Origin of the sequence: Pseudomonas sp. WS 5532, from assembly GCF_012985445.1 — a bacterium.
Taxonomy (GTDB): domain Bacteria; phylum Pseudomonadota; class Gammaproteobacteria; order Pseudomonadales; family Pseudomonadaceae; genus Aquipseudomonas; species Aquipseudomonas edaphica.
In genome coordinates this window covers 515,595-537,578 of record NZ_JAAQWK010000002.1, presented here as the reverse complement: position 1 = coordinate 537,578, position 21,984 = coordinate 515,595, and the positions used below count along the sequence as shown (strand labels likewise).

General features: G+C 61.1%; 16 protein-coding genes. 11 read left to right on the top strand and 5 right to left on the bottom strand.

Features of this window, described 5'->3' with window-relative positions; all coding sequences use genetic code 11:
• Window positions 1-5: 5 nt before the first annotated feature.
• Complete coding sequence (locus tag HBO23_RS06090) at window positions 6-1,940, bottom strand: BCCT family transporter (RefSeq protein ID WP_236447278.1); 1,935 nt, start codon at window positions 1,938-1,940, stop codon at window positions 6-8.
• 391 nt (window positions 1,941-2,331) lie between these two features.
• Here HBO23_RS06090 and betI point away from each other — a divergent pair, with 391 nt between their 5' ends.
• The 10 genes from betI to yccS all read left to right on the top strand — a co-directional run bounded on the left by betI (window position 2,332) and on the right by yccS (window position 17,131).
• Window positions 2,332-2,925 (top strand): transcriptional regulator BetI, encoded by a 594-nt coding sequence (gene betI / locus HBO23_RS06085; RefSeq protein ID WP_010207128.1) that lies wholly within the window; start codon window positions 2,332-2,334, stop codon window positions 2,923-2,925.
• Between the two features lie 109 nt (window positions 2,926-3,034).
• Complete coding sequence (gene betB / locus HBO23_RS06080; RefSeq protein WP_017139377.1) at window positions 3,035-4,507, top strand: betaine-aldehyde dehydrogenase; 1,473 nt, start codon at window positions 3,035-3,037, stop codon at window positions 4,505-4,507.
• 144 nt (window positions 4,508-4,651) lie between these two features.
• Entirely contained in the window at window positions 4,652-6,355 is a 1,704-nt protein-coding gene (gene betA, locus HBO23_RS06075; RefSeq protein WP_017139378.1) for a choline dehydrogenase, read from the top strand.
• 165 nt (window positions 6,356-6,520) lie between these two features.
• The gene (locus tag HBO23_RS06070; RefSeq protein ID WP_017139379.1) at window positions 6,521-7,963 is read left to right on the top strand and encodes a TldD/PmbA family protein; all 1,443 of its coding nucleotides are present in this window, start codon (window positions 6,521-6,523) and stop codon (window positions 7,961-7,963) included.
• Window positions 7,963-9,279, top strand: a complete 1,317-nt coding sequence (locus tag HBO23_RS06065) for a TldD/PmbA family protein (protein WP_170036855.1) — start codon at window positions 7,963-7,965, stop codon at window positions 9,277-9,279. Before HBO23_RS06070 ends, HBO23_RS06065 begins: the two co-directional genes overlap by 1 nt.
• Before the next feature lie 299 nt (window positions 9,280-9,578).
• Window positions 9,579-10,469, top strand: a complete 891-nt coding sequence (locus HBO23_RS06060) for an alpha/beta hydrolase (RefSeq protein ID WP_170036853.1) — start codon at window positions 9,579-9,581, stop codon at window positions 10,467-10,469.
• A 35-nt stretch (window positions 10,470-10,504) separates the two neighbouring features.
• Entirely contained in the window at window positions 10,505-11,932 is a 1,428-nt protein-coding gene (gene mdtD, locus HBO23_RS06055; protein ID WP_017139382.1) for a multidrug transporter subunit MdtD, read from the top strand.
• Window positions 11,933-12,062: 130 nt separating this feature from the next.
• Window positions 12,063-13,400 (top strand): ATP-dependent RNA helicase DbpA, encoded by a 1,338-nt coding sequence (dbpA, locus tag HBO23_RS06050; RefSeq protein WP_262378161.1) that lies wholly within the window; start codon window positions 12,063-12,065, stop codon window positions 13,398-13,400.
• Between the two features lie 136 nt (window positions 13,401-13,536).
• Window positions 13,537-14,715 (top strand): NAD(P)/FAD-dependent oxidoreductase, encoded by a 1,179-nt coding sequence (locus HBO23_RS06045; protein WP_099550370.1) that lies wholly within the window; start codon window positions 13,537-13,539, stop codon window positions 14,713-14,715.
• Between the two features lie 232 nt (window positions 14,716-14,947).
• Entirely contained in the window at window positions 14,948-17,131 is a 2,184-nt protein-coding gene (gene yccS, locus HBO23_RS06040) for a YccS family putative transporter (protein WP_138451593.1), read from the top strand.
• A gap of 94 nt (window positions 17,132-17,225) precedes the next feature.
• Here yccS and HBO23_RS06035 read toward each other — a convergent pair whose 3' ends face one another.
• On the bottom strand, window positions 17,226-17,963 hold the full coding sequence (locus HBO23_RS06035; RefSeq protein WP_017139386.1) for a transporter substrate-binding domain-containing protein: 738 nt from the start codon (window positions 17,961-17,963) through the stop codon (window positions 17,226-17,228).
• A 198-nt stretch (window positions 17,964-18,161) separates the two neighbouring features.
• On the opposite strand from HBO23_RS06035, the gene HBO23_RS06030 reads away from it, so the two are divergent.
• Window positions 18,162-18,614 carry a GNAT family N-acetyltransferase gene (locus HBO23_RS06030; protein WP_170036849.1) on the top strand — a complete coding sequence of 151 codons (453 nt, stop codon included), beginning with the start codon at window positions 18,162-18,164 and terminating at the stop codon, window positions 18,612-18,614.
• A gap of 103 nt (window positions 18,615-18,717) precedes the next feature.
• Here HBO23_RS06030 and HBO23_RS06025 read toward each other — a convergent pair whose 3' ends face one another.
• The 3 genes from HBO23_RS06025 to HBO23_RS06015 are packed head-to-tail and all read right to left on the bottom strand — an operon-like array spanning window position 18,718 to window position 21,681.
• Window positions 18,718-19,014, bottom strand: a complete 297-nt coding sequence (locus tag HBO23_RS06025; protein ID WP_017139388.1) for a winged helix-turn-helix domain-containing protein — start codon at window positions 19,012-19,014, stop codon at window positions 18,718-18,720.
• Window positions 19,015-19,032: 18 nt separating this feature from the next.
• Complete coding sequence (locus HBO23_RS06020) at window positions 19,033-19,533, bottom strand: M48 family metallopeptidase (protein ID WP_017139389.1); 501 nt, start codon at window positions 19,531-19,533, stop codon at window positions 19,033-19,035.
• 42 nt (window positions 19,534-19,575) lie between these two features.
• On the bottom strand, window positions 19,576-21,681 hold the full coding sequence (locus HBO23_RS06015) for an EAL domain-containing protein (protein WP_170036847.1): 2,106 nt from the start codon (window positions 21,679-21,681) through the stop codon (window positions 19,576-19,578).
• Window positions 21,682-21,984: the final 303 nt, after the last annotated feature.

The window sequence follows — 21,984 nt, the reverse complement described above, 5'->3', positions numbered from 1 at the left end:
AACTATCAGCTATAGACACGGCCAAGGAGCTGCCGATGGCTTTCAAACTGATCGAGCACGTCCCGGGTGATCTGTTCCTGGGCGAAGCCCATCAGGTCATACTCCTGAGGTCCGTTGTGCAGGTAGACCTCGGCCCGGTAGTAACGGGTGCGCTCTTCTTCGGGCAGGTCGCTCGGTGCCGAGGAGTAAGCATCCAGGCTCACTTCATAGACAAACGGGTTACCCTCTTCCATCTCGATACGCACACCGATGCAGCGCTTGGATTTACCCAGCAGCGTCTGCACTTCCAGCCCTTGGTCACGCAGCACACTCGCCGCTTCTTCCAACGCAGGCGTAACGTGTTTGTCCATAAAGCGCTGTACCGTGCCCTGGCTCGGTTGCAGGTCCAAGGCGGTCAAACGCTCGCTGAAACCACGACGACCACGTTCGGCCAATTGCGCCTGCTCCTGTTCGATGGCCACATCCTGGCGCATCGCCTTGTGCAAACCGAACATAAACAGAATCAGCACCACCGAGAACGGCAGCCCCGCCAGCACCACCATGGTTTGCATGGCTTCGAAGTTACCCGCGAACAGCAGGCCGATGGTCACCAGGGTGATCACCGCCGACCAGAAGATCCGCAGCCAGTGCGGCGCATCTTCATCCACATTGCCGCCCTTGCACGAAAGGTTGGCCATCATCACCGCGCCGGAATCCGCCGGGGTCAGGAACAGCACAAAGCCCACGAAGATCGACACGCCGATCACGATTTTCGACGCCGGGTAATGCTCAAGCAGCTGGTAGATGGCCATCGACGGTTGCTCCAGCGCCGTCTTGCCCAACTCCACTGCGCCGTGGTTCAGCACCAGGTCCAGCGCCGAGTTACCGAAGATCGACAACCACGCCAGGGTGAAGCCCAGCGGGATCAGCAGCACGCCGGCCACCAGTTCACGCACCGTGCGACCACGGGAGATACGCGCGATGAACATGCCTACAAATGGCGCCCAGGAAATCCACCAGGCCCAGTAGAACAGGGTCCACAGGCCCATCCAGCGTTCAGTCTTGTCGGCGTCGCCTTCGTACACATACAGGTCGAAGGTTTTCAGCACGATACCGTTGAGGTAGTCACCGGTGTTCTGCACCAGGCCATTGAGCAGGTGCAAGGTCGGGCCAAACAACAGCACAAAGATCAGCAAGCCGCTGAACAGCACAATGTTGAGGTTGGACAGGCGGCGAATGCCGTTTTCCACACCCGACACGGCAGCGATGGTCGCCACGGTGCTCATCACGATGATCACGATCAGCAGGTTAGTGTTGCTGTGCTGCATGCCGAACAGGTTTTCAAGCCCCGACGACACTTGCATCGAACCAATCCCCAGGTTCGTCACCAGGCCCAGCAGGGTCACGAACATGCCGAAGCCGTCCACCGCGTGGCCGGCCGCGCCTTTGACCCAACGCTCGCCCACCAGCGGGTACAGCGCCGAACGCAAGGCCAACGGCTGGTTATGACGGTACGCGAAGTACGCCACGGCCAGGCCGACCAGCGCATAAATCGCCCAGCCGTGCAGGCCCCAGTGCAGGAACGTCAACTGCAACGCCTGGCGGGCTGCGCCATTGCTGGCGGCGGCGCCTTCGGGCGGGTTGAAGTAGTGATCCAAAGGCTCGGAAGCACCGAAGTACAGCAGCGAGATGCCGATGCCCGACGAGAACAACATGCCGGCCCAGGCGCCGTAGCTGAAGTCCGGGGTGTCGTCCTTGCTGCCCAGTTTCAATTTACCGTAGGACGAAAACGCCAGGCCGACCACAAACACCAGGTAGGCCGCGATGACCACCATGTAGTACCAACCGAAGCTTTTCGACAGCCACGCCTGGGCTACGCCGAGCATGCGCCCGGCCTCCTGCGGGGCGATGATCAGAATGGCGGTCAACAACAGAATGAGCGCGGTGGAGGTGTAAAACACCCAACCGTTGACCCTGACCTTTTCCGGCGGGGTCTTTATAAGAGAGGCAGAACTCATGGCGCAGATGCTCCGGGCAGTGCGAGAGAGAAACACAAGGCAACGGTTATCCCGGGACATCGATTTTTCGGCAGTCGACGGACGGGTGTTATAAAGACACCCCGAAAATTCTTGAGCCGCGCCTAGGCAGTGGCCAGGCCCTGATACGGCCTGTTTCAAGGGTTTTTGCAGGTGTCAGAGGACGTTGCTCACAGGTAGGAAAAATCTGTAGGCAGCGACCATTTGTCGCAGATCTTATTCTTTGTTGATTGAACGTTCAATCAAAACAAAATAGACTGGCCATCAAGCCGACGGACGTTTAACGCCCAACGGCAGGCCTAAGGAGAGGTGCTACATGCCCAAGGTCGGTATGCAACCCATACGCCGCCAGCAGTTGATCGAAGCCACCTTGACGGCCATCGATCAGGTTGGAATGGGAGATGCCAGCATTGCGCTGATCGCCCGTTTGGCCGGCGTCTCGAACGGCATCATCAGTCACTACTTTCAGGACAAGAACGGCCTGATCGCCGCAACGATGCGGTACTTGATGAATGTGCTGATCGAGAACGTCCACGAACGCAGGCTTGCGCTGAAGGACGACAGCCCACGGGCGCACCTTCGGGTGATCATCGAGGGCAACTTCGACGCCAGCCAGGTCAACGGACCGGCAATGAAAACCTGGCTGGCCTTCTGGGCCACCAGCATGCACCACCCGTCATTGCACAGGTTGCAGCGGATCAACGATCAACGTCTGTATTCCAACCTGTGCTGCCAGTTCCGCCGAGTGCTACCGCTGCCGCACGCACGCAAAGCAGCCAGAGGCCTGGCGGCCCTGATCGACGGTTTGTGGTTGCGCGGCGCCCTGTCGGGAGACGCTTTCGACACGGAGCAGGCGCAACGGATCGCTTACGAATACATGGATTTCCAATTGGCCAAGCAGGTGAGTTAGAGCACACATAAACGCTCAACCCCTGAACGTCTGCCGCTCAGTGTTGCCACAACCCCATGGCCCACTGGCGGCAGGTAACGCCAACCACTTATGCACTTGCGAGGACTTTATGGCCCGTTTCGAACTGCAAAAACTCTACATTGACGGCGGCTACAGCGACGCTGGCAGCGATGCCACCTTCGAAGCCATCAACCCGGCTAACGGTGAAGTTCTCGCCCAAGTGCAACGCGCCACCAAGGAAGACGTGGAACGCGCCGTGGTCAGCGCCGAAAAAGGCCAGAAAATCTGGGCTGCCATGACCGCCATGGAGCGTTCGCGCATCCTGCGCCGTGCCGTCGACATCCTGCGCGAGCGCAACGATGAGCTGGCCGCCCTGGAAACCCTGGACACCGGTAAAGCCTTCTCCGAAACCCAATACGTCGACATCGTCACCGGCGCCGACGTGCTGGAATACTACGCAGGCCTGGTGCCAGCCATCGAAGGCGAGCAGATCCCGTTGCGCGACACTTCGTTCGTCTACACCCGCCGCGAGCCGCTGGGCGTAGTAGCCGGTATCGGCGCGTGGAACTACCCGATCCAGATCGCCCTGTGGAAATCCGCACCGGCCCTGGCGGCGGGTAACGCGATGATCTTCAAGCCAAGCGAAGTCACTTCGCTGACCACCCTGAAACTGGCCGAGATCTACACCGAAGCCGGCGTTCCGGCAGGCGTGTTCAACGTGTTGACCGGCAGCGGCCGTGAAGTCGGCACCTGGCTGACCGAGCACCCGCGCATCGAGAAAGTCTCGTTCACCGGCGGCACCGACACCGGCAAAAAAGTTATGGCAAGCGCTTCGAGCTCCTCGCTCAAAGAAGTGACCATGGAACTGGGCGGCAAGTCGCCGCTGATCGTGTTCGAAGATGCCGACCTGGATCGCGCCGCCGACATCGCCATGATGGCCAACTTCTACAGCTCCGGTCAGGTCTGCACCAACGGCACTCGCGTGTTCGTGCCGAAACACCTGCAAGCGGCGTTCGAAGCCAAGATCGTTGAGCGTGTTGCGCGCATTCGTGTTGGCAACCCACAAGACGAAAACACCAACTTCGGCCCGCTGGTCAGCTTCGCCCACATGGAAAGCGTGCTCGGCTACATCGCCAAAGGCAAGGAAGAAGGCGCCCGCGTCCTGTGCGGCGGCGACCGCCTGACCGACGGCGAATTCGCCAAAGGCGCCTATGTGGCCCCGACTGTGTTCACCGACTGCACCGACGAAATGACCATCGTCCGTGAAGAAATCTTCGGCCCAGTGATGAGCATCCTCACTTACGAGACCGAAGAAGAAGTGATCCGCCGCGCCAACGACACCGATTTCGGCCTGGCCGCTGGCCTTGTGACCAAGGACCTGAACCGCGCCCACCGCGTGATTCATCAGCTGGAAGCGGGTATCTGCTGGATCAACGCCTGGGGCGAATCCGACGCCAAGATGCCGGTCGGTGGTTACAAGCAATCCGGTGTTGGCCGTGAGAACGGCATCAGCTCGCTGAACAACTTCACCCGCATCAAATCGGTACAGGTTGAGCTGGGCGACTACGCCTCGGTGTTCTAAATCCGAGCGCTGTACTGCCCGCGAGGCCGCCATCGCGGGCAAGCCCGGCTCCCACATTTTGTGCTGTGTTAACCCAATAAAATGTGGGAGCTGGCTTGCCTGCGATGAGGCCCGACCTGACCATCTCAAAAGAGGGTGCATCCAATGTCCCAAGAATACGATTACATCATTGTGGGTGCCGGCTCCGCCGGTAACACCCTGGCGACCCGTCTGACCGAAGACGAAGGCGTCACCGTCCTGCTGCTGGAAGCCGGCGGCCCGGACTACCGTTTTGACTTCCGTACCCAAATGCCTGCCGCGCTGGCGTTCCCGCTTCAAGGCCGTCGCTACAACTGGGCCTACGAAACCGACCCTGAGCCACACATGGACGGCCGCCGGATGGAATGCGGTCGCGGCAAGGGCCTGGGCGGTTCTTCGCTGATCAACGGCATGTGCTACATCCGTGGCAACGCCATGGACTACGACAACTGGGCAAAACTGCCAGGTCTGGAAAACTGGACCTACCTCGACTGCCTGCCGTACTTCCGTAAAGCCGAAACCCGCGACATCGGCCCCAACGACTACCACGGTGGCGACGGCCCGGTCAGCGTGACCACGCCTAAAGCCGGCAACAACCCGCTGTTCCACGCGATGGTTGAAGCCGGCGTACAGGCCGGTTACCCGCGTACCGACGACCTGAACGGCTACCAGCAAGAAGGCTTCGGCCCGATGGACCGTACCGTCACGCCTAAAGGCCGTCGCGCCAGCACCGCACGCGGTTACCTGGACACGGCCAAGAAGCGCTCGACGCTGACCATCGTCACCCACGCCCTCACCGACAAAGTATTGTTTGAAGGCAAGCGTGCCGTAGGCGTGCGTTACCTGATCGGCGCGGCTGAAGAACGTGTTGAAGCCCGTGCGCGTAAAGAAGTACTGGTGTGCAGCGGTGCAATCGCTTCGCCGCAACTGCTGCAACGCTCCGGTGTGGGCCCGGCCAAACTGCTGGAAAGCCTCGACATCCCGGTGGTCCACGACCTGCCCGGCGTCGGCGAAAACCTGCAGGACCACCTTGAGCTGTACCTGCAATACGCCTGCACTCAGCCAGTGTCGCTGTACCCATCGCTGCTCTGGTACAACCAGCCGGCCATTGGTGCCGAATGGCTGTTCAACGGCACCGGTATCGGCGCCAGCAACCAGTTCGAAGCGGGCGGTTTTATCCGCACCCGTGAAGACTTCGATTGGCCGAACATCCAGTACCACTTCCTGCCGGTCGCGATTAACTACAACGGCAGCAACGGTGTGAAAGAGCACGGTTTCCAGGCGCACATGGGTTCCATGCGTTCGCCGAGCCGTGGCCGCGTGCAATTGAAGTCGAAGAACCCTCGGGACTACCCGAGCATCCTCTTCAACTACATGGCCACCGAGCAGGACTGGCAGGAATTCCGTGACGGCATCCGCCTGACCCGCGAAATCATGCAGCAGCCGGCACTGGACCAATACCGTGGCCGTGAAATCAGCCCGGGTATTGACGTGCAAACCGATGAGCAGTTGGACAAGTTCATCCGCGAGCACGCCGAAACTGCGTTCCACCCGTCCTGCTCGTGCAAAATGGGCACCGACGAGATGGCTGTAGTGGATGCCGAAGGCCGCGTGCATGGCATGCAGGGGCTGCGTGTTGTGGATGCGTCGATCATGCCGATCATCACCACCGGCAACCTCAACGCGCCGACGATCATGATCGCCGAGAAAATCGCCGACAAGATCCGTGGCCGCAAGCCACTGCCGCGCAGCACTGCCGACTACTACGTCGCAGGCGATGCGCCGGTGCGTGGCAAGCCGATGCGTGAAGTCGGCCCTACTGCGCAGTAACCCGTTGATCGTTCCCACGCTCTGCGTGGGAATGCATCCTGTGACGCTCTGCGTCACGACCTTCAAAAGCGGACGCAGAGCGTCCAAGGCGGCATTCCCACGCAGAGCGTGGGAACGATCACCTATGCTAGCCTCTGGGACTGCGCTGCCCTCAAGGAGGTCCCGATGTTCGACGCCCACCCCACCCTCAAACAACACTTCAGTGCCCTGCGCACCCGCGCCGAATTCTTCTCGTTGCGTTATGTGCGCGAATCCGGCCAGTACCTGTCGGTACGCAAGAACGTCGCCGAGCCGCCACACCTTAGCCACGACGAGGGCGCCATGCTCACCGTGCGCCTCAACGGCGTGGAAGCTTATGCAGCAACCAACGACATTTCCCTCGCCGGCCTGCAAGCAGCCCTTGAGCGCGCCGAACAGCAAGCCCGGCAGATTTCGCCCCATGCCCTGCTCGACTTGCACACACAACAGGTCTCCAGTGACGTGGCCGACTACCTGTCGCCCGACCTCGACCAGCCCTTCCCATCCCTGAGCGACTGCTACCAACTGCTCGGCGATGAATCCGCCAGCGTGCCCAAGGATGAGCGCCTGGTCAGTTGGGAAGTCAGCCTGGGCACCACGCGGGTTGAACAGATCTACCTCAACAGCGCCGGTGCCGAGCTGCGCCAGGCTCAGCGTTTCGTCTTTCCGGGCCTGAGCGTCACCGCCTTCGACGGCAACGACAGCCAGACCCGCACCCTGGGCGGCACCAACTTCGGCCAGCAAGGCAGTGCGAACGTGATTCGCCGCTTCGGCCTGGCCGGCGCCGCCCGCACAGTCGCCGATGAAGCCCTGCAACTGCTGCTCGCGCCGAACACGCCCCATGGCCCGCGTGACCTGCTGCTGATGCCCGACCAGATGATCCTGCAGATCCACGAGTCCATCGGCCACCCGCTGGAACTGGACCGCATCCTGGGCGATGAGCGTAACTACGCCGGCACCAGTTTTGTGAAGGCCAGCGACTTCGGCCACCTGCAATACGGCTCGCCCTTGCTCAACGTGACCTTCGACCCGGACATCCCCGAACAGCTCGCCAGCTATGGGCATGACGACGACGGCACGGCCGCCAGCAAGCAGTTCCTGATTCGCGATGGCCTGCTGCTCAAGCCCTTGGGTGGCGCGCTGTCGCAATTTCGCGCGAACTTGCCAGGCGTGGCCAACAGCCGCGCGTGCGGCTGGAATCGGCCGCCCATCGACCGCATGGCCAACCTCAATATCGAGGCCGGCGACAAGACCCAGGCTGAGCTGGTCAGCGGCATCGAGCACGGCATTCTGATGAGCACCAACCGCTCCTGGTCCATCGATGACGCACGCAATAAATTCCAGTTCGGCTGCGAGTGGGGCCAACTGATCGAAAACGGCGAACTCAAGGGCGTGGTCAAAAACCCCAACTACCGCGCCATCTCCGCGCAGTTCTGGCGCAACCTCAGCGCCGTCGGCGACGCCAGCACCTTCCAGGTGTTGGGCACGCCCAACTGCGGCAAAGGCGAACCCAACCAGGTGATCCGCGTGGGCCACGCTTCACCGGCGTGTGTGTTCAGTGATATCGACGTGTTCGGGGGAGATGCCTGATGAATAACTTCAAGGCACTGGTGGGTTGGCTCAAGCAAGCCGTCACCGACAAGGAACAGTTTCACCTGGGCTACGCTGACGAGTCGTCCGAGTTCGTGCGCTTCAACCACGCCAAGGTGCGTCAAGCGGGCCAGGTGCAACAGGCCAGCCTCAACCTCAAGCTGATCAACGATGGCCGTCACGCCGACCTCGGTATCACCCTTGCCGGTGAGCCGGCGCTGGATCGCCAGCGCCTGGTCGACGGCCTGCAACAACTGCGCGAAACCTTGCCATTGTTGCCGCAGGATCCGTACCTGCTGCTGAACCACAACGCCTGGCAAAACCACAACGAACAACTGCGACCGCTGCCGGAACTGGCCCAGGTGCTGGCAGATATCAGTCAGGCCGCTGAAGGTGTGGACCTGGTGGGCTTCTACGCTGCCGGCCCCATCAGCCGTGGCTTTGCCAGTTCCGACGGCGCGTTCGGCTGGCATCAGGCCAATAGCTTCAACTTCGATTTCAGCCTGTTCCACGCCAACGGCGAAGCGGTGAAAGCCAGCTACGCCGGGCACACCTGGGACAGCGCCGAGTTCACTGAGCGTTTCCAGCGGGCGCGTGAGCAGCTGGAGTTTCTTGGCCGCCCGCTGCACAAGCTGCCTCCCGGCCAATACCGCGCCTACCTGGCCCCGGCGGCGTTGGAAGAAATCTTCAGCATTGTCACGTGGGGCGGATTTTCCGCCCAGGCCATCGCCAGCAAAGGCAGTTGCTTGCAAAAGCTCTACACGGGTGAGCAGTCGCTGAGCCCACTGGTGAAGGTCGATGAGCAGATCAGCGGCTCCCTGAGCCAGGCGTTTTCCACCGAAGGTTACCCACGCGGCGACGTCACCCTGATCAACGCCGGCAAAGCCGAAGGCCAACTGATCAACTCGCGCAGCGCGGCCGAATATGGCCTGAGCACCAACGGCGCCAGCAGCGACGAGTCGCCCAGCGCCTTGCAGATGGCCGCAGGTAACCTGCCCCAGGCCGATATCCTCAAGCAATTGGGCACTGGCTTGTACATCAGCAACCTGTGGTATCTGAACTACTCGGACTTGCCGGCGGCACGCCTGACCGGCATGACGCGCTTTGCCACGTTCTGGGTCGAAGACGGTGAGATCAAGGCGCCGGTGAGCACCATGCGGTTTGATGACAGTGTCTACAGCCTGCTCGGTTCGCAGCTTGAAGCGCTGACCTCGGAACGGGAACTGCTGCTGTCGGCGAGTACGTACAGCCAGCGCAATACCTCCTCCAACCTGCTGCCGGGGGCGCTGGTCAAGCGCCTGACGCTAACGCTGTAAATACAATTGCCCCTGTGGGAGCGGGCTTGTGTGGGAGCTGGCTTGCCTGCGATGCAGTCACCTCGGTGTGTCAGTCACACCGCAGTGATGCCATCGCAGGCAAGCCAGCTCCCACATAGGCTTGTATTGATTTCAGACACCTCGTTTCATCCCTTCCTACCGCAAAATCCCATCTAACACTTCTCCCCGTGCGGCCTGTTGTCGCCCGCAAAAAACCTCGTTATAACGGTTAGTGGCATCCCGCCACCCACCCCACGAGAGCATGACCTTGCCCGGGAAGGGCAAGCTGGAGCGTTGACATGAACCATGGAAGTTTTGTCATAGAGAAGCTGTTCAAGCACTACAACGTTCATGTTGAGCAGCTAGGAAACGATTCGGAAAAAAAGACTGTCTTGATGGTCAACGGCGCGCTGTCCACCACACGCTCTTTCGCACGAACCAGTAAATGCCTGGCGGAGCATTTCAATGTGCTGCTGTTCGACCTGCCGTTCTCCGGCTATTCGCGCGAGCACAACACCGACCTCGAGCTTGTGACCAAGGACGACGAGGTGCAAATCCTGCGCGCCCTGGTGGAGCGCTTCGAGGTCAACCATCTGGTGTCGGCCTCCTGGGGCGGCATCTCCACCTTGCTGACCCTGGCCCACAACCCACCCTCCATCCAAAGCTCGGTAGTGATGGCCCTGGCGCCCAACCTCAACCAGGCGATGCTCGACTACGTGGAGCGCGTGCGCGTGTTGATCGAGGCCGATGACAAATCCGCCGTCGGCCACTTGCTCAATGAGACCGTCGGCAAATACCTGTCGCCGCGCCTCAAGCGCAACAACCATCGGCACCTGTCGAGCATGGCCACCACCGAGTACCGCCAGGCGCGTTTCCATATCCATCAGGTGCTGGCCTTGGGCGATGGTAATTACCTGCCGGCGCTGACCCGGATCGAAACCCCGGTGCACTTCCTCAATGGCGCACTGGATGAATACACGCCGGCGGCCGAGGCCCGGTTGTTCAAGCGCTATGTCGGCCGCAGCAGCTTTGCGGTCGCCGAACACACCGGCCATCTGCTCGACCTGGAGTCGCGCGAAGCGGCCATGTCGGTGCACCGTGCGCTGTTGGATTTCCTGGTGGGAGAGCATGCAACACTGTCGGAATTAGACGAACCGCCAGTGGGAAAAGGGGCGACGGATGGCGCATAATCGCCAACACATAGCCTGCTAATAAAAGGGTTCACATGCCGAATCGCGCCCCTCTCGATGCCAAGACCGCCCGCTGGCTACCCTGGGTGGTAGCGATTGCCTTCTTCATGCAGTCGCTGGACGGGACGATTCTCAACACCGCCCTGCCGGCCATGGCGCGGGACTTGGCGGAAAACCCGCTGCGCATGCAAGGGGTGGTGATCGCCTACATGCTCACCGTCGCCTTGCTGATCCCGGCTTCGGGCTGGGTGGCCGACCGCTTCGGTACCAAAAAAATCTTCTTCGGCGCGATCATGCTGTTCAGCATTGGCTCCTTGCTGTGCGCCTTGTCGAGCACCTTGACCATGCTGGTGGGCGCGCGGGTCATCCAGGGTTTGGGCGGCGCGCTGATGCTGCCGGTCGGGCGGCTGGTGGTCTTGCGTGCTTATCCGCGCTCCGAACTCGTACGTATCATGGGCTTCATCACCATTCCCGGCCTGCTCGGCCCCTTGCTCGGCCCGACCATGGGCGGCTGGATGGTGCAATACCTGACCTGGCACTGGATCTTCCTGATCAACCTGCCTGTGGGCATGGTCGGTTGCTACGCCGTGTGGAAACTCATCCCCGACCTGCGCGGCAGCGAACGCACGCGCTTTGACAGTGTAGGGTTTGTGCTGTTTGGCGCGGCGATGGTGCTGATTACCATCGCCATGGAAGGCCTGGGCGAACTGCACCTGCCGCACCTGCGGGTGATGTTGCTGCTGTTCGGCGGGCTCGCCTGCCTGGCCGCGTACTGGCTGCGTGCCGGGCATATCGACAACCCACTGTTCTCGCCGGTACTGTTCAAGACCCGCACCTTTGCCGTGGGCATCCTCGGCAACCTGTTCGCCCGGCTGGGCAGCGGCGCGCTGCCGTTTCTGGTGCCGTTGCTGCTGCAGGTGGCACTGGGTTACTCGCCCTCCGAAGCCGGTATGAGCATGTTGCCCCTGGCGGCGGCGGCGATGTTTGCCAAGTCCATCGCCCGGCCACTGATCGAGCGGCTGGGCTATCGCATTGTGCTCACCGGCAACACGCTGGCGCTGGGCATCATGCTGGCCAGTATGGGCCTGGTCAGCGAACACACGCCCTACCCGCTGCTGCTGTGCATGCTGGCGGTGCTGGGCGCGATCAACTCGCTGCAATTTACCGCGATGAACACCGTCACCCTGATCGACCTCGACGACGCCCAGGCCAGCAGCGGCAACAGTTTGCTCTCGGTGGTGGCGCAATTGTCCTTGAGCCTGGGCGTAGCCTGTGCCGGTGCCCTGCTCGGCGGCTTTACTGCCGAAGCGGGCAATGACGGCGTGGAAAGCGTGCTGGGCGCGTTCCAACTGACCTTCCTCACCGTGGGCATCATGGCCATGCTGGCGGCGGCGATCTTCCTGCAACTGTCGCCAAAAGACGGCAAACGGGTGGTCAGCCGCGAGCACGACCTTGAGCATTAACAGGCTTCTCGTCTAGAACTTGCAGGGAAAATCCCACAGGGCTGGTACACTGCGCGACATTTTGTTTTGCAGAGCCAGTCCCGTGACTACCATCGCCACCGCTTTTAATACTTTGCCCCTGTCCGCCGCCATGCTGGCTAACCTCGACTCGCTGGGTTACGTCGAGATGACGCAGATCCAGGCGCAAAGCTTGCCGGTGATCCTCAAGGGGCTGGACCTGATCGCCCAAGCCAAGACCGGCAGCGGCAAGACCGCCGCCTTCGGCATCGGCCTGTTGAACCCGATCAACTCGCGTTACTTCGGCTGCCAGGCACTGGTGATGTGCCCGACGCGTGAGCTGGCCGACCAGGTCGCCAAGGAAATCCGTCGCCTGGCGCGTGCCGAAGACAACATCAAGGTACTGACCCTGTGTGGCGGCGTGTCCCTCGGCCCGCAGATCGCCTCGCTGGAACACGGCGCCCACGTCATCGTCGGCACGCCAGGCCGTATCCAGCAACACCTGCGCAAAGGTTCGCTGGTGCTGGACGGCTTGAACACGCTGATCCTCGACGAAGCCGACCGCATGCTCGACATGGGCTTCTACGACGCCATCGAAGACATCATCAGCAAGACCCCGCCACGCCGCCAAACCCTGCTGTTCTCGGCCACCTACCCGGTGAGCATCAAGCAGCTGGCCTCCAAATTCATGCGTGCGCCGCAGCAGGTGAAGGCCGAAGCCTTCCACTCCGACGACCAGATCGAGCAGCGTTTCTACGAGATCTCGCCGGAAGAGCGCATGGACGCGGTGACCAAGGTACTGGCGCACTTCCGCCCGGCGTCGTGCGTGGCGTTCTGCTTTACCAAGCAGCAAGTGCAGGAAACTGTGGATCACCTGACCGCCAAGGGCATTTCCGCCGTCGGCCTGCATGGCGACCTGGAGCAGCGCGACCGTGACCAGGTACTGGCGATGTTCGCCAACCGCAGCACTTCGGTGCTGGTGGCGACCGACGTCGCCGCCCGTGGCCTGGACATTGACTCCCTGGACATGGTGATCAACGTCGAACTGGCCCGCGACTCGGAAATCCACATCCACCGCGTAGGCCGTACCGGTCGCGCCGGTGAGACCGGTATTGCGATCAGCCTGGTGGCGCCGTCCGAAGCCCACCGTGCCCAGGCCATCGAGCAACTGCAAAAGTCGCCGCTGAACTGGGACCAACTGGACAACCTCAAGCCGCAAAGCGGTGGCCCGTTGCTGCCGCAGATGAGCACGTTGTGCATCGCCGCCGGCCGTAAAGACAAGGTGCGCCCAGGCGACATCCTTGGCGCACTGACCGGTGACGCCGGGATTCCGGGTGCCCAGGTCGGCAAGATCGCGATCTTTGATTTCCAGGCGTTCGTGGCCGTTGAGCGCGGGATCGCCAAGCAGGCGTTGCAGCGTTTGAATGACGGCAAGATCAAAGGCCGCTCGTTGCGCGTGCGGATCCTCTGACCTGATCGTTCCCACGCTCCGCGTGGGAATGCCGCCATGGACGCTCTGCGTCCGCTTTGTGACGCAGAGCGTCACGGGATGCGTTCCCACGCAGAGCGTGGGAACGATCTGATCTGATGAACATGAGGAAACTGTTTTGCGCTCGACCGAAGTTGTGATCATTGGCGCCGGCGCCGCAGGCTTGATGTGCGCGCTGACCGCCGCCGGGCGTGGGCGCAAGGTGATGCTGATCGACCACGCCAACAAGGCCGGCAAAAAGATCCTGATGTCCGGCGGTGGCCGCTGCAATTTCACCAACATGTACACCGAGCCGGCCAACTTCCTCTCGCACAACGCGCATTTCTGCAAGTCGGCCCTGGCCCGCTACACCCAGTGGGATTTCATCGGGCTGGTGGCCAAGCACGGCGTGCCGTACCACGAGAAAAAGCTCGGCCAGCTGTTCTGCGATAACAAGTCCAGCGACATCCTCGGCATGCTGCTCGATGAATGCATCCAGACCGGCGTGAGCCTGCACCTGGACACCTCCATCGAGGAAATCGCCAAAGTCGACGGCGGCTATCAACTGCAAACCACCTTGGGTGAACTGCGCTGCGAATCCCTGGTGATCGCCACCGGCGGCCTGTCGATCCCGACCCTGGGCGCCACCGGTTTTGGTTACCAGGTGGCCAAGCAGTTTGGCCACGAACTGCTGCCGACCCGCGCAGGCTTGGTGCCGTTCACCATCACCGACCAGCTCAAGGAGTTGTGCGGCGAGTTGTCCGGTACGTCCGTGGATTGCCTGGTGAGCTGCAACGACCAGAGCTTTCGCGAGAACATCTTGTTTACCCACCGTGGCCTCAGTGGCCCGGCGATTTTGCAGATCTCTTCCTACTGGGAGACCGGTGACACGGTTGAAATCAACCTGCTGCCCGACCACGACGCGCACACCTGGCTGCAACAGCAACAGGTCGAGCACCCCAACAGCGAGCTGAAAACCCTGCTGGGTGAGATCTTCACCAAGAAGATGGCCAATCTGTTGGCGCAGATCTGGTTTGTGTCCAAGCCGATGAAGCAATACACCCACGCCGAAGTGGCCGACATCGCGCAAAAGCTGTCGAGCTGGCAGTTGGTACCGGCGGGCACCGAAGGCTATCGCACGGCCGAGGTGACGCTGGGTGGCGTGGACACGCGGGAAGTGTCGTCCAAGACCATGGAGTCGCTGAAAAGCCCGGGCTTGTACTTTATCGGTGAAGTGCTGGATGTGACCGGTCACCTGGGTGGGTTCAACTTCCAGTGGGCATGGGCTTCCGGTTACGCAGCCGCCCAATACGCCTGAAGAATGTACACAGTCAACAGGTGGGAGCTGGCTCGTCGAATCGTCGCACCGCTGCGATAGCGGTGTTGGATTCACCGCCGCTATCGCAGGCAAGCCAGCTCCCACAGTAGTTTCGTGGTGTTCTTAGGATGTTGGCTGGAATAAATTTTGCTGTTACATGTGATCGCCACGCTTGCCGTGGCGTCATTACTGGCTCAATTTAGCGGCATCGTCCCGGAAGACTCCAGACTTCATGTCATCGACCTCGTTCAAGCAGTCCATGCGGCGCCTGTGGGCGCTGGATAAATTCAGTTACAGCGTTCGGGTATTCATCGCCCTCACCGGCAGCATGGCGCTGTGCTGGTATCAAAACGAAATGACCCTGCTGATCCCGCTATTCCTGGGGATTATCGCCAGCGCCCTGGCCGAGACCGATGACAGTTGGCAGGGCCGCCTGAATGCGTTGGCGGTAACGCTGGTGTGTTTCAGTGTCGCCGCACTGTCGGTTGAACTGCTGTTCCCTTATCCGTGGATCTTCGCCATCGCCCTGGCCCTGGCCAGCTTCTGCCTGACCATGCTCGGCGCGTTGGGCGAACGGTATGGCGCGATTGCTTCAGCGACGTTGATTCTGTCGGTGTACACCATGATCGGCGTGGACCAGCGCGGTGGCGCCGTCACCGACTTCTGGCACGAGCCGTTGCTGCTGGTGGCCGGCGCCGCGTGGTATGGCGCGCTGTCGGTGCTGTGGCAGGCACTGTTTTCCAACCAGCCGGTGCAGCAAAGCCTGGCGCGGTTGTTTCGGGAGCTGGGGCGTTACCTCAAGCTTAAATCGTCGCTGTTCGAGCCGATCCGCCAACTGGATGTGGAAGCGCGCCGCCTGGAACTGGCCCAGCAAAACGGCCGGGTGGTGGCGGCGCTGAATGCCGCGAAAGAAATCATCCTGCACCGCGTAGGCAATGGCCGCCCCGGCTCAAAAGTCAGCCGTTACCTGAAGCTGTACTTTCTGGCCCAGGATATCCACGAACGCGCCAGCTCGTCCCACTACCCTTACAACGCCCTGGCTGAAGCCTTCTTCCACAGCGACGTGCTGTTCCGCTGCCAGCGCCTGTTGCGCCAGCAAGGCAAGGCCTGCCAGGCCCTGGCCGAATCGATCCAGCTGCGCCAGCCGTTCATTTATGACGACAGCTTCGCTGAAGCCCTGGGCGACCTGAACGCCTCCCTGGAACACCTGCGCATCCAGAGCAACCCGGCCTGGCGTGGCCTGTTGCGCTCGTTGCGTGCGTTGGCCGCCAACCTGTCCACCCTCGACCGCCTGCTCGGCGATGCCAGCAACCCCGACTCCCTGGCCGACGCCACCGACAGCAGCCTGCTGGACCGTGCCCCGCGCAACCTCAAGGAAATGTGGACGCGCCTGCGCACGCAACTGACGCCGACGTCACTGCTGTTCCGTCACGCCCTGCGCCTGCCGCTGGCACTGAGTATCGGCTATTGGATGGTGCACTTGATCCACCCGTCCCAAGGCTACTGGATCATCCTCACCACCCTGTTCGTGTGCCAACCCAACTACGGCGCCACGCGGCGCAAGCTGGGCCAGCGGATCATCGGCACCGCCATCGGCCTGACCGTGGCCTGGGCGCTGTTTGATCTGTTCCCAAACCCTTTGGTGCAGTCGATGTTCGCCATCGCCGCAGGCCTGGTGTTCTTTATCAACCGCACCACCCGCTACACGTTGGCCACCGCGGCGATCACCCTGATGGTGCTGTTCTGCTTCAACCAGGTGGGCGACGGTTACGGGCTGTTCCTGCCACGCCTGTTCGATACCTTGCTGGGCAGCTTGATTGCAGGCCTGGCGGTGTTCCTGTTCCTGCCGGACTGGCAAGGTCGGCGCCTGAACAAAGTGCTGGCCAACACCCTGACCTGCAACAGCATTTACCTGCGCCAGATCATGCAGCAATACGCCGCCGGCAAGCGCGACGACCTGGCCTACCGGCTGGCGCGGCGCAATGCGCACAACGCCGACGCGGCGCTGTCGACCACGCTGGCGAATATGCTCATGGAACCTGGGCATTTCCGTAAGGAAGCCGATGTGGGCTTCCGCTTTCTGGTGCTGTCGCACACCTTGCTCAGTTACCTTTCCGGGCTGGGTGCGCATCGGGAGACTCAATTACCGGCCGACGTGCGTGAACATCTGATCGACGGCGCCGGTAACAGCCTGGCGGCGAGTATCGACGAAATCGCCACGGGGCTGGCCAACAAGCAGCCCATCGCGATTCAGAGTGATGCCGAGGAAGCGTTGGCGGCGGACCTGGAGCAGATGCCCGATGAGATCGATGAAGGGCAGCGGCTGGTGCAGACGCAACTGGCGTTGATTTGCCGGCAGTTGGGGCCGTTGCGCACGTTGGCGGCGCATTTGATCAAAGATACCAGCGCAGCGTAGACCGCCATCGCAGGCAAGCCGGCTCCCACCTTTGAAGGTGTTCGCCATTCAAAATGTGGGAGCTGGCTTGCCTGCGATGGGGCCAGCAGAAACACTACATCCCATGCTCCTTCATCAACCGCGCATAACTGCCATCTGCCTTCATCCGCGCAATCTCCCGATCAAAGCTGGCCACGATCTGTTCATGCTCCGGGTTCTTCAGGCTCACCAGAATATGCAGGCTGTTCTCGCTCAACGGCTTGGGTAAAAACTCCACCGCGTTGCGCACCCGTGGCGACTCCCGCGCCAGGTAATAGCGGGCCACAAACTCATCTTCCAGCGTCAGCTTGACGCGTTTGGCCGCGAGCATACGCACCGCCATGGCGAAGTTATGCACCGGCACTTTCTGCAACTGCGCATCCTGGTCGAACGCCGCCGAATAGGCGTAGCCGCGCACCACGGCGATGGGATCGTCGTGCAGTTGCTCCAGGTTCTGATAATCGATGGGGTCGTCGCGGCGCTTGATAAACCGCACGCGATTCATCAGGTATTCGCCGGAAAACTGGCCCAGCTTGGTGCGGGCATCGTCGTACCAGGCGTTGATCAACACGTCATAACGGCCATCGCCCACGCCCATCAGCGCCCGCGCCCATGGCACTTGTTCGAAATCACTGGCATAGCCTGCTCGGGCCAGCGCCGTACTGACAATATCAGTGGCCAGGCCGCCGTTGATCAAGGTCGAATCGGTAAACGGTGGCCATACATCCGCTACCAGTCGCAGGCGCTGCGCCACCGCCGGCTGAGCCAGCAGCAACACTCCTATTAAAGCAACGGCACGAGAAAATCGCGGCATGCTCAAAGTCCTTGGCGGGCAGGCATTGGCCTGATAACAGTAGCTCATCAATGAGCCTGTATTGCAGATTACACAAAGAAGCCTGTGGCGATCGGACTGAATGATGGCAAATTGACGCCATTCACAAAAATGCTCAATTTAGACAGGACGGGCGGCGGCGCTTACTATCGGCCACAGACATTAATAAGGGAAAACGCCATGACGGTTGAATGGGTCTGCAAACATCACGAAGACCTCGGCAAAGAGCAGCTGTACACCATTATGCGTCTGCGCAATGAGGTGTTTGTCGTCGAGCAAAAATGCGTTTATCAAGACCTCGACGGGCAGGATCTTTCGGGCGATACCCACCACTTGATGGCCTGGCAAGATGACGTGCTGGTGGCCTACCTGCGCCTGCTGGACCCGGAATCCCAGGGCGGTGATGTGGTGATTGGCCGGGTGATCGTCGCGCCGGTGGCACGCGGTACCGGCCTGGGGCACCAGATGATGGAAGAAGCCCTCAAGCGCATTGAAGACATCTGGCCGCAGACGCCGATCTATCTGTCAGCCCAGACGCATTTGCAGGGGTATTACGGCAAGTATGGGTTTGAAGTGGCGGGTGAGGAATACCTGGAGGATGACATTCCCCATATTGGTATGCGGCGCCAGTAAGGACGCCATCGCAGGCAAGCCAGCTCCCACACGTTGAATTGCGAATACTTCAAGTGTGGGAGCTGGCTTGCCTGCGATGAGGCCAGAGCTGCAAGCACCCGGTTCAGGGATAACCCAACACCTGCTTGACCGCCGCAAGGTTCGCCTCGATCCAGCGCCGATCAATCGCGCCCCAGCTACGAATCCGATAACGCCCGGCATGATTGCGCGCGCCGTCCTCCTGCTCAAACTCACACACAATATCCAGATCAGCCAACGCCGCAATCGTGTCCTGCGCCGTGCGCCGTGGCATCCCGGTGGCGTCGGTGAGTGCCGGCACGCTGCTGGCCTGGCCGCTGTCGATCAGGTAGGCCACATACAGGCGGCGGTAGAAACTGCTTTTGGTCTTGCTCACATCCATGCTCGACGCCTTTTGAAGTTAGGGCTTGCCCTGCAAGTCGCGATACGTGAGGTACACCCGCAGGTCGAACTCCACCTGATGGTAGCCCGGCATCATGTACTCACAGAGTTTATAAAACGCCTTGTTGTGGTCCGATTCCTTGAAGTGCGCCAGCTCGTGCACCACGATCATGCGCAGAAACTCCGGTGCGGCTTCCTTGAACAGCGCCGCAATGCGGATTTCTTTCTTGGCTTTGAGGTTGCCGCCCTGCACCCGTGAAATCGTGGTGTGCAGGCCCAGGGCGCGGTGGGTGAGGTCCAGGCGGTTGTCGAACAGCACTTTGTCGATGGCCGGCGCGTTGCGCAGGTGTTCCTGCTTCAACGCCAGGGCATAGCTGTACAACGCCTTGTCGCTCTGCACGCCGTGGCGCTCGGGGTAGCGTTGCTCCAGGTAGGCGCCCAATTGGTCCTTGGCGATCAATTGGCGCACTTGCTCCTGGAGCGCTGCGGGGTAGGCCTGGAGGTATTTCAGCGCGGTCATGGGGTTCTGCAACAGGGTTTGAAGGCCGCCAGTGTAGCGAATTCACAGCAGACGAGGGTGGGACCAGGCAGCCACTTCCTCCGCCACCAACGGTTGGGCAGCCAACGGCCCCTGAATAAATGCGCAGCCATTGGCCTTGAGCCACGTTGACTGCTCGAGGGTTTCCACACCCTCGGCGATCACCAACACCTCAAAATGTGCGCATAACTGGATGATACTGCGCGCCATTGCCGCGTCCCGTACCGAGCCTGGCAGGCGCGCCACCAGTTGCGGGTCGAGCTTGAGCGTATCGAACTCCAGGTCCCGAAGGTGGGCCAGGGAGCATTGGCCCAGGCCGAAGTCATCCAAGGCAATGCGCACGCCAATCTGGCGCAATAACTTGAGCTGCTTATGGGTCTCTTCCAGGTTACTCATCAGGCTGTCTTCGCTGATTTCCACCTCCAGCTGGCGCCCCTGCAACCCATGTCGTTCAAGGACCTGCTGCAGTTGGCTGGCGAGGTTGGGCATATTGAACTGGCTGGCACTCAAGCTCACGCTCAGCACCAACTCTTGATCGAAGGTGGCTTGCCAGGCTTGGCGCTGGGCAGCGACTTGCTGGTAGATCCAGGCGCTCAACTGGCTGATCAGCCGCGCCTCTTCAAGCAGCGGCAAGAATAAGCCCGGCGGCACATCGCCGACGCTGGGGTGCTGCCAGCGCAGCAGCGCCTCGACACCGCGCAAGCGCCCGTCTTCCAACGAGACCTGGGGCTGGTAGACCAGGGTGAAGTCCTTGTTGTGAATCGCGGTGCGCACGCTGTCTTCCAGCATCAACCGCGAACGGGCGCGGCCGTTCATTTCCTGATCGTAATAGCGATATTGCTGACGGCCCGCGCGCTTGGCTTCGTACATGGCGATATCCGCCGCACGCAACAGGCCGCTCAGGTCGGAGCCGCAGTCCGGGAACGTCGCGATGCCGATGCTGACGCCGAGCATCACCTCCAAACCGTCCACTTGCTGGCACACAGACACTCTTTCGATCAGTTTTTCCGAAATCTTGGCGGCCTGCTCCGGGCACTCCAACTCCAGCAATGCGGTGAACTCATCCCCGCCCATACGCCCGAGAATGTCGCAGGAGCGCAAGCAGGCCTGCATCTGCTCCGAGACCCAGCGCAGCACGCGGTCACCCGCGTCGTGGCCCAACGAGTCATTGACCCGCTTGAAACCGTCCAGGTCCAGATACAGCAACACCAGCGACTGCTCGTTACGCTCGCTGCGCAGCAAGATGTTCTCCACCGCCTGGTGAAAGCCACGCCGGTTCAACAGCCCCGTCAACGGATCGGTCACGGCCTGGAACTCCAACTGCTGATGCAGATGGCGTACCTCGGACATGTCCAGCACGGTCACCACCATGGCCTTCTGCTCGGCGGGCAGCGGTGCACAGGACAACGCCACGGGCACCTGCTGACCACGGCCGGTGCGCAAAATCGCGTCGTGCTGACGCCACGTTTCACCCCGGCGGTATGCCTCGTACATCGGGAAACTCAACCACGCAGGCACATGGGGCTTTTGCAGGAAACTCAAGAAGCTCTCGCCCTGCAACTCGGCCATGGTGGCGTTCAGCAAGCGTGAAATCGCCGGGTTGGCGTACTCGATCACACTGCCCTCGCCCACCACCAACAGGCCTTCGGCGGCGTTGTCGAGCACCGAGGCGTTGAAGGCACGCGCCAACTCCAGGTCGTGGCTCAGGCGCTGCAAGGCGCGGCGGTTGCGCTGCTGCTCCAGCAGGGCCTGGACCTTGGGCTTGAGGACATGCGGGTCAAAGGGTTTGAACAGATAGTCGATCGCGCCGCTGGCATAGCCCTCCTGCACGGCGGCGGGCGATTGTGCGTGGGCCGTCAGAAAGATAATCGGCGTCATGCGTGTGCGCTGGCTGCCACGCATCAGGCGTGCGACTTCAAAGCCGTCCATGCCGGGCATGCGCACATCCAGCAAGACCAGGTCGACCTCGTGGGCAAGCAGCAACTCCAAGGCTTCCAGCCCGGAAGCGGCCGTGATCACGTGCCAGTCTTCACGCTGCAAAAGCGCACGCATGCTGATGAGGTTTTCCGGGTAGTCATCGACGACCAAAAGAACCGAACTGCCATCGCCGGGGTGTGGAGCGCAATCCATGCTACGTCTCTTCCTTGAGGGGCTGCACCGGTCACTTCTGCTACAAAAACCGGACAAACACTGAGGGCTCACTCTAGCCCCGCTTTAAAAAAAGCAGAAGTGACGTGGATGCCATCATTGCGCCAAAGCTCAGGAAGCCGACTAACGGTCAAGCCCTACAGCCCACGGCCTGTGGGAAACATGGCTTTTTGGCATTTAGCTGACGCCAATAATTTGCCACAAACTGTTTAACAACCGGACAACCACCGCCTATAAAGAACCTGTACAGCCCTCGGGCTAAAGCCTTCACCCTCTGTAAAAGGC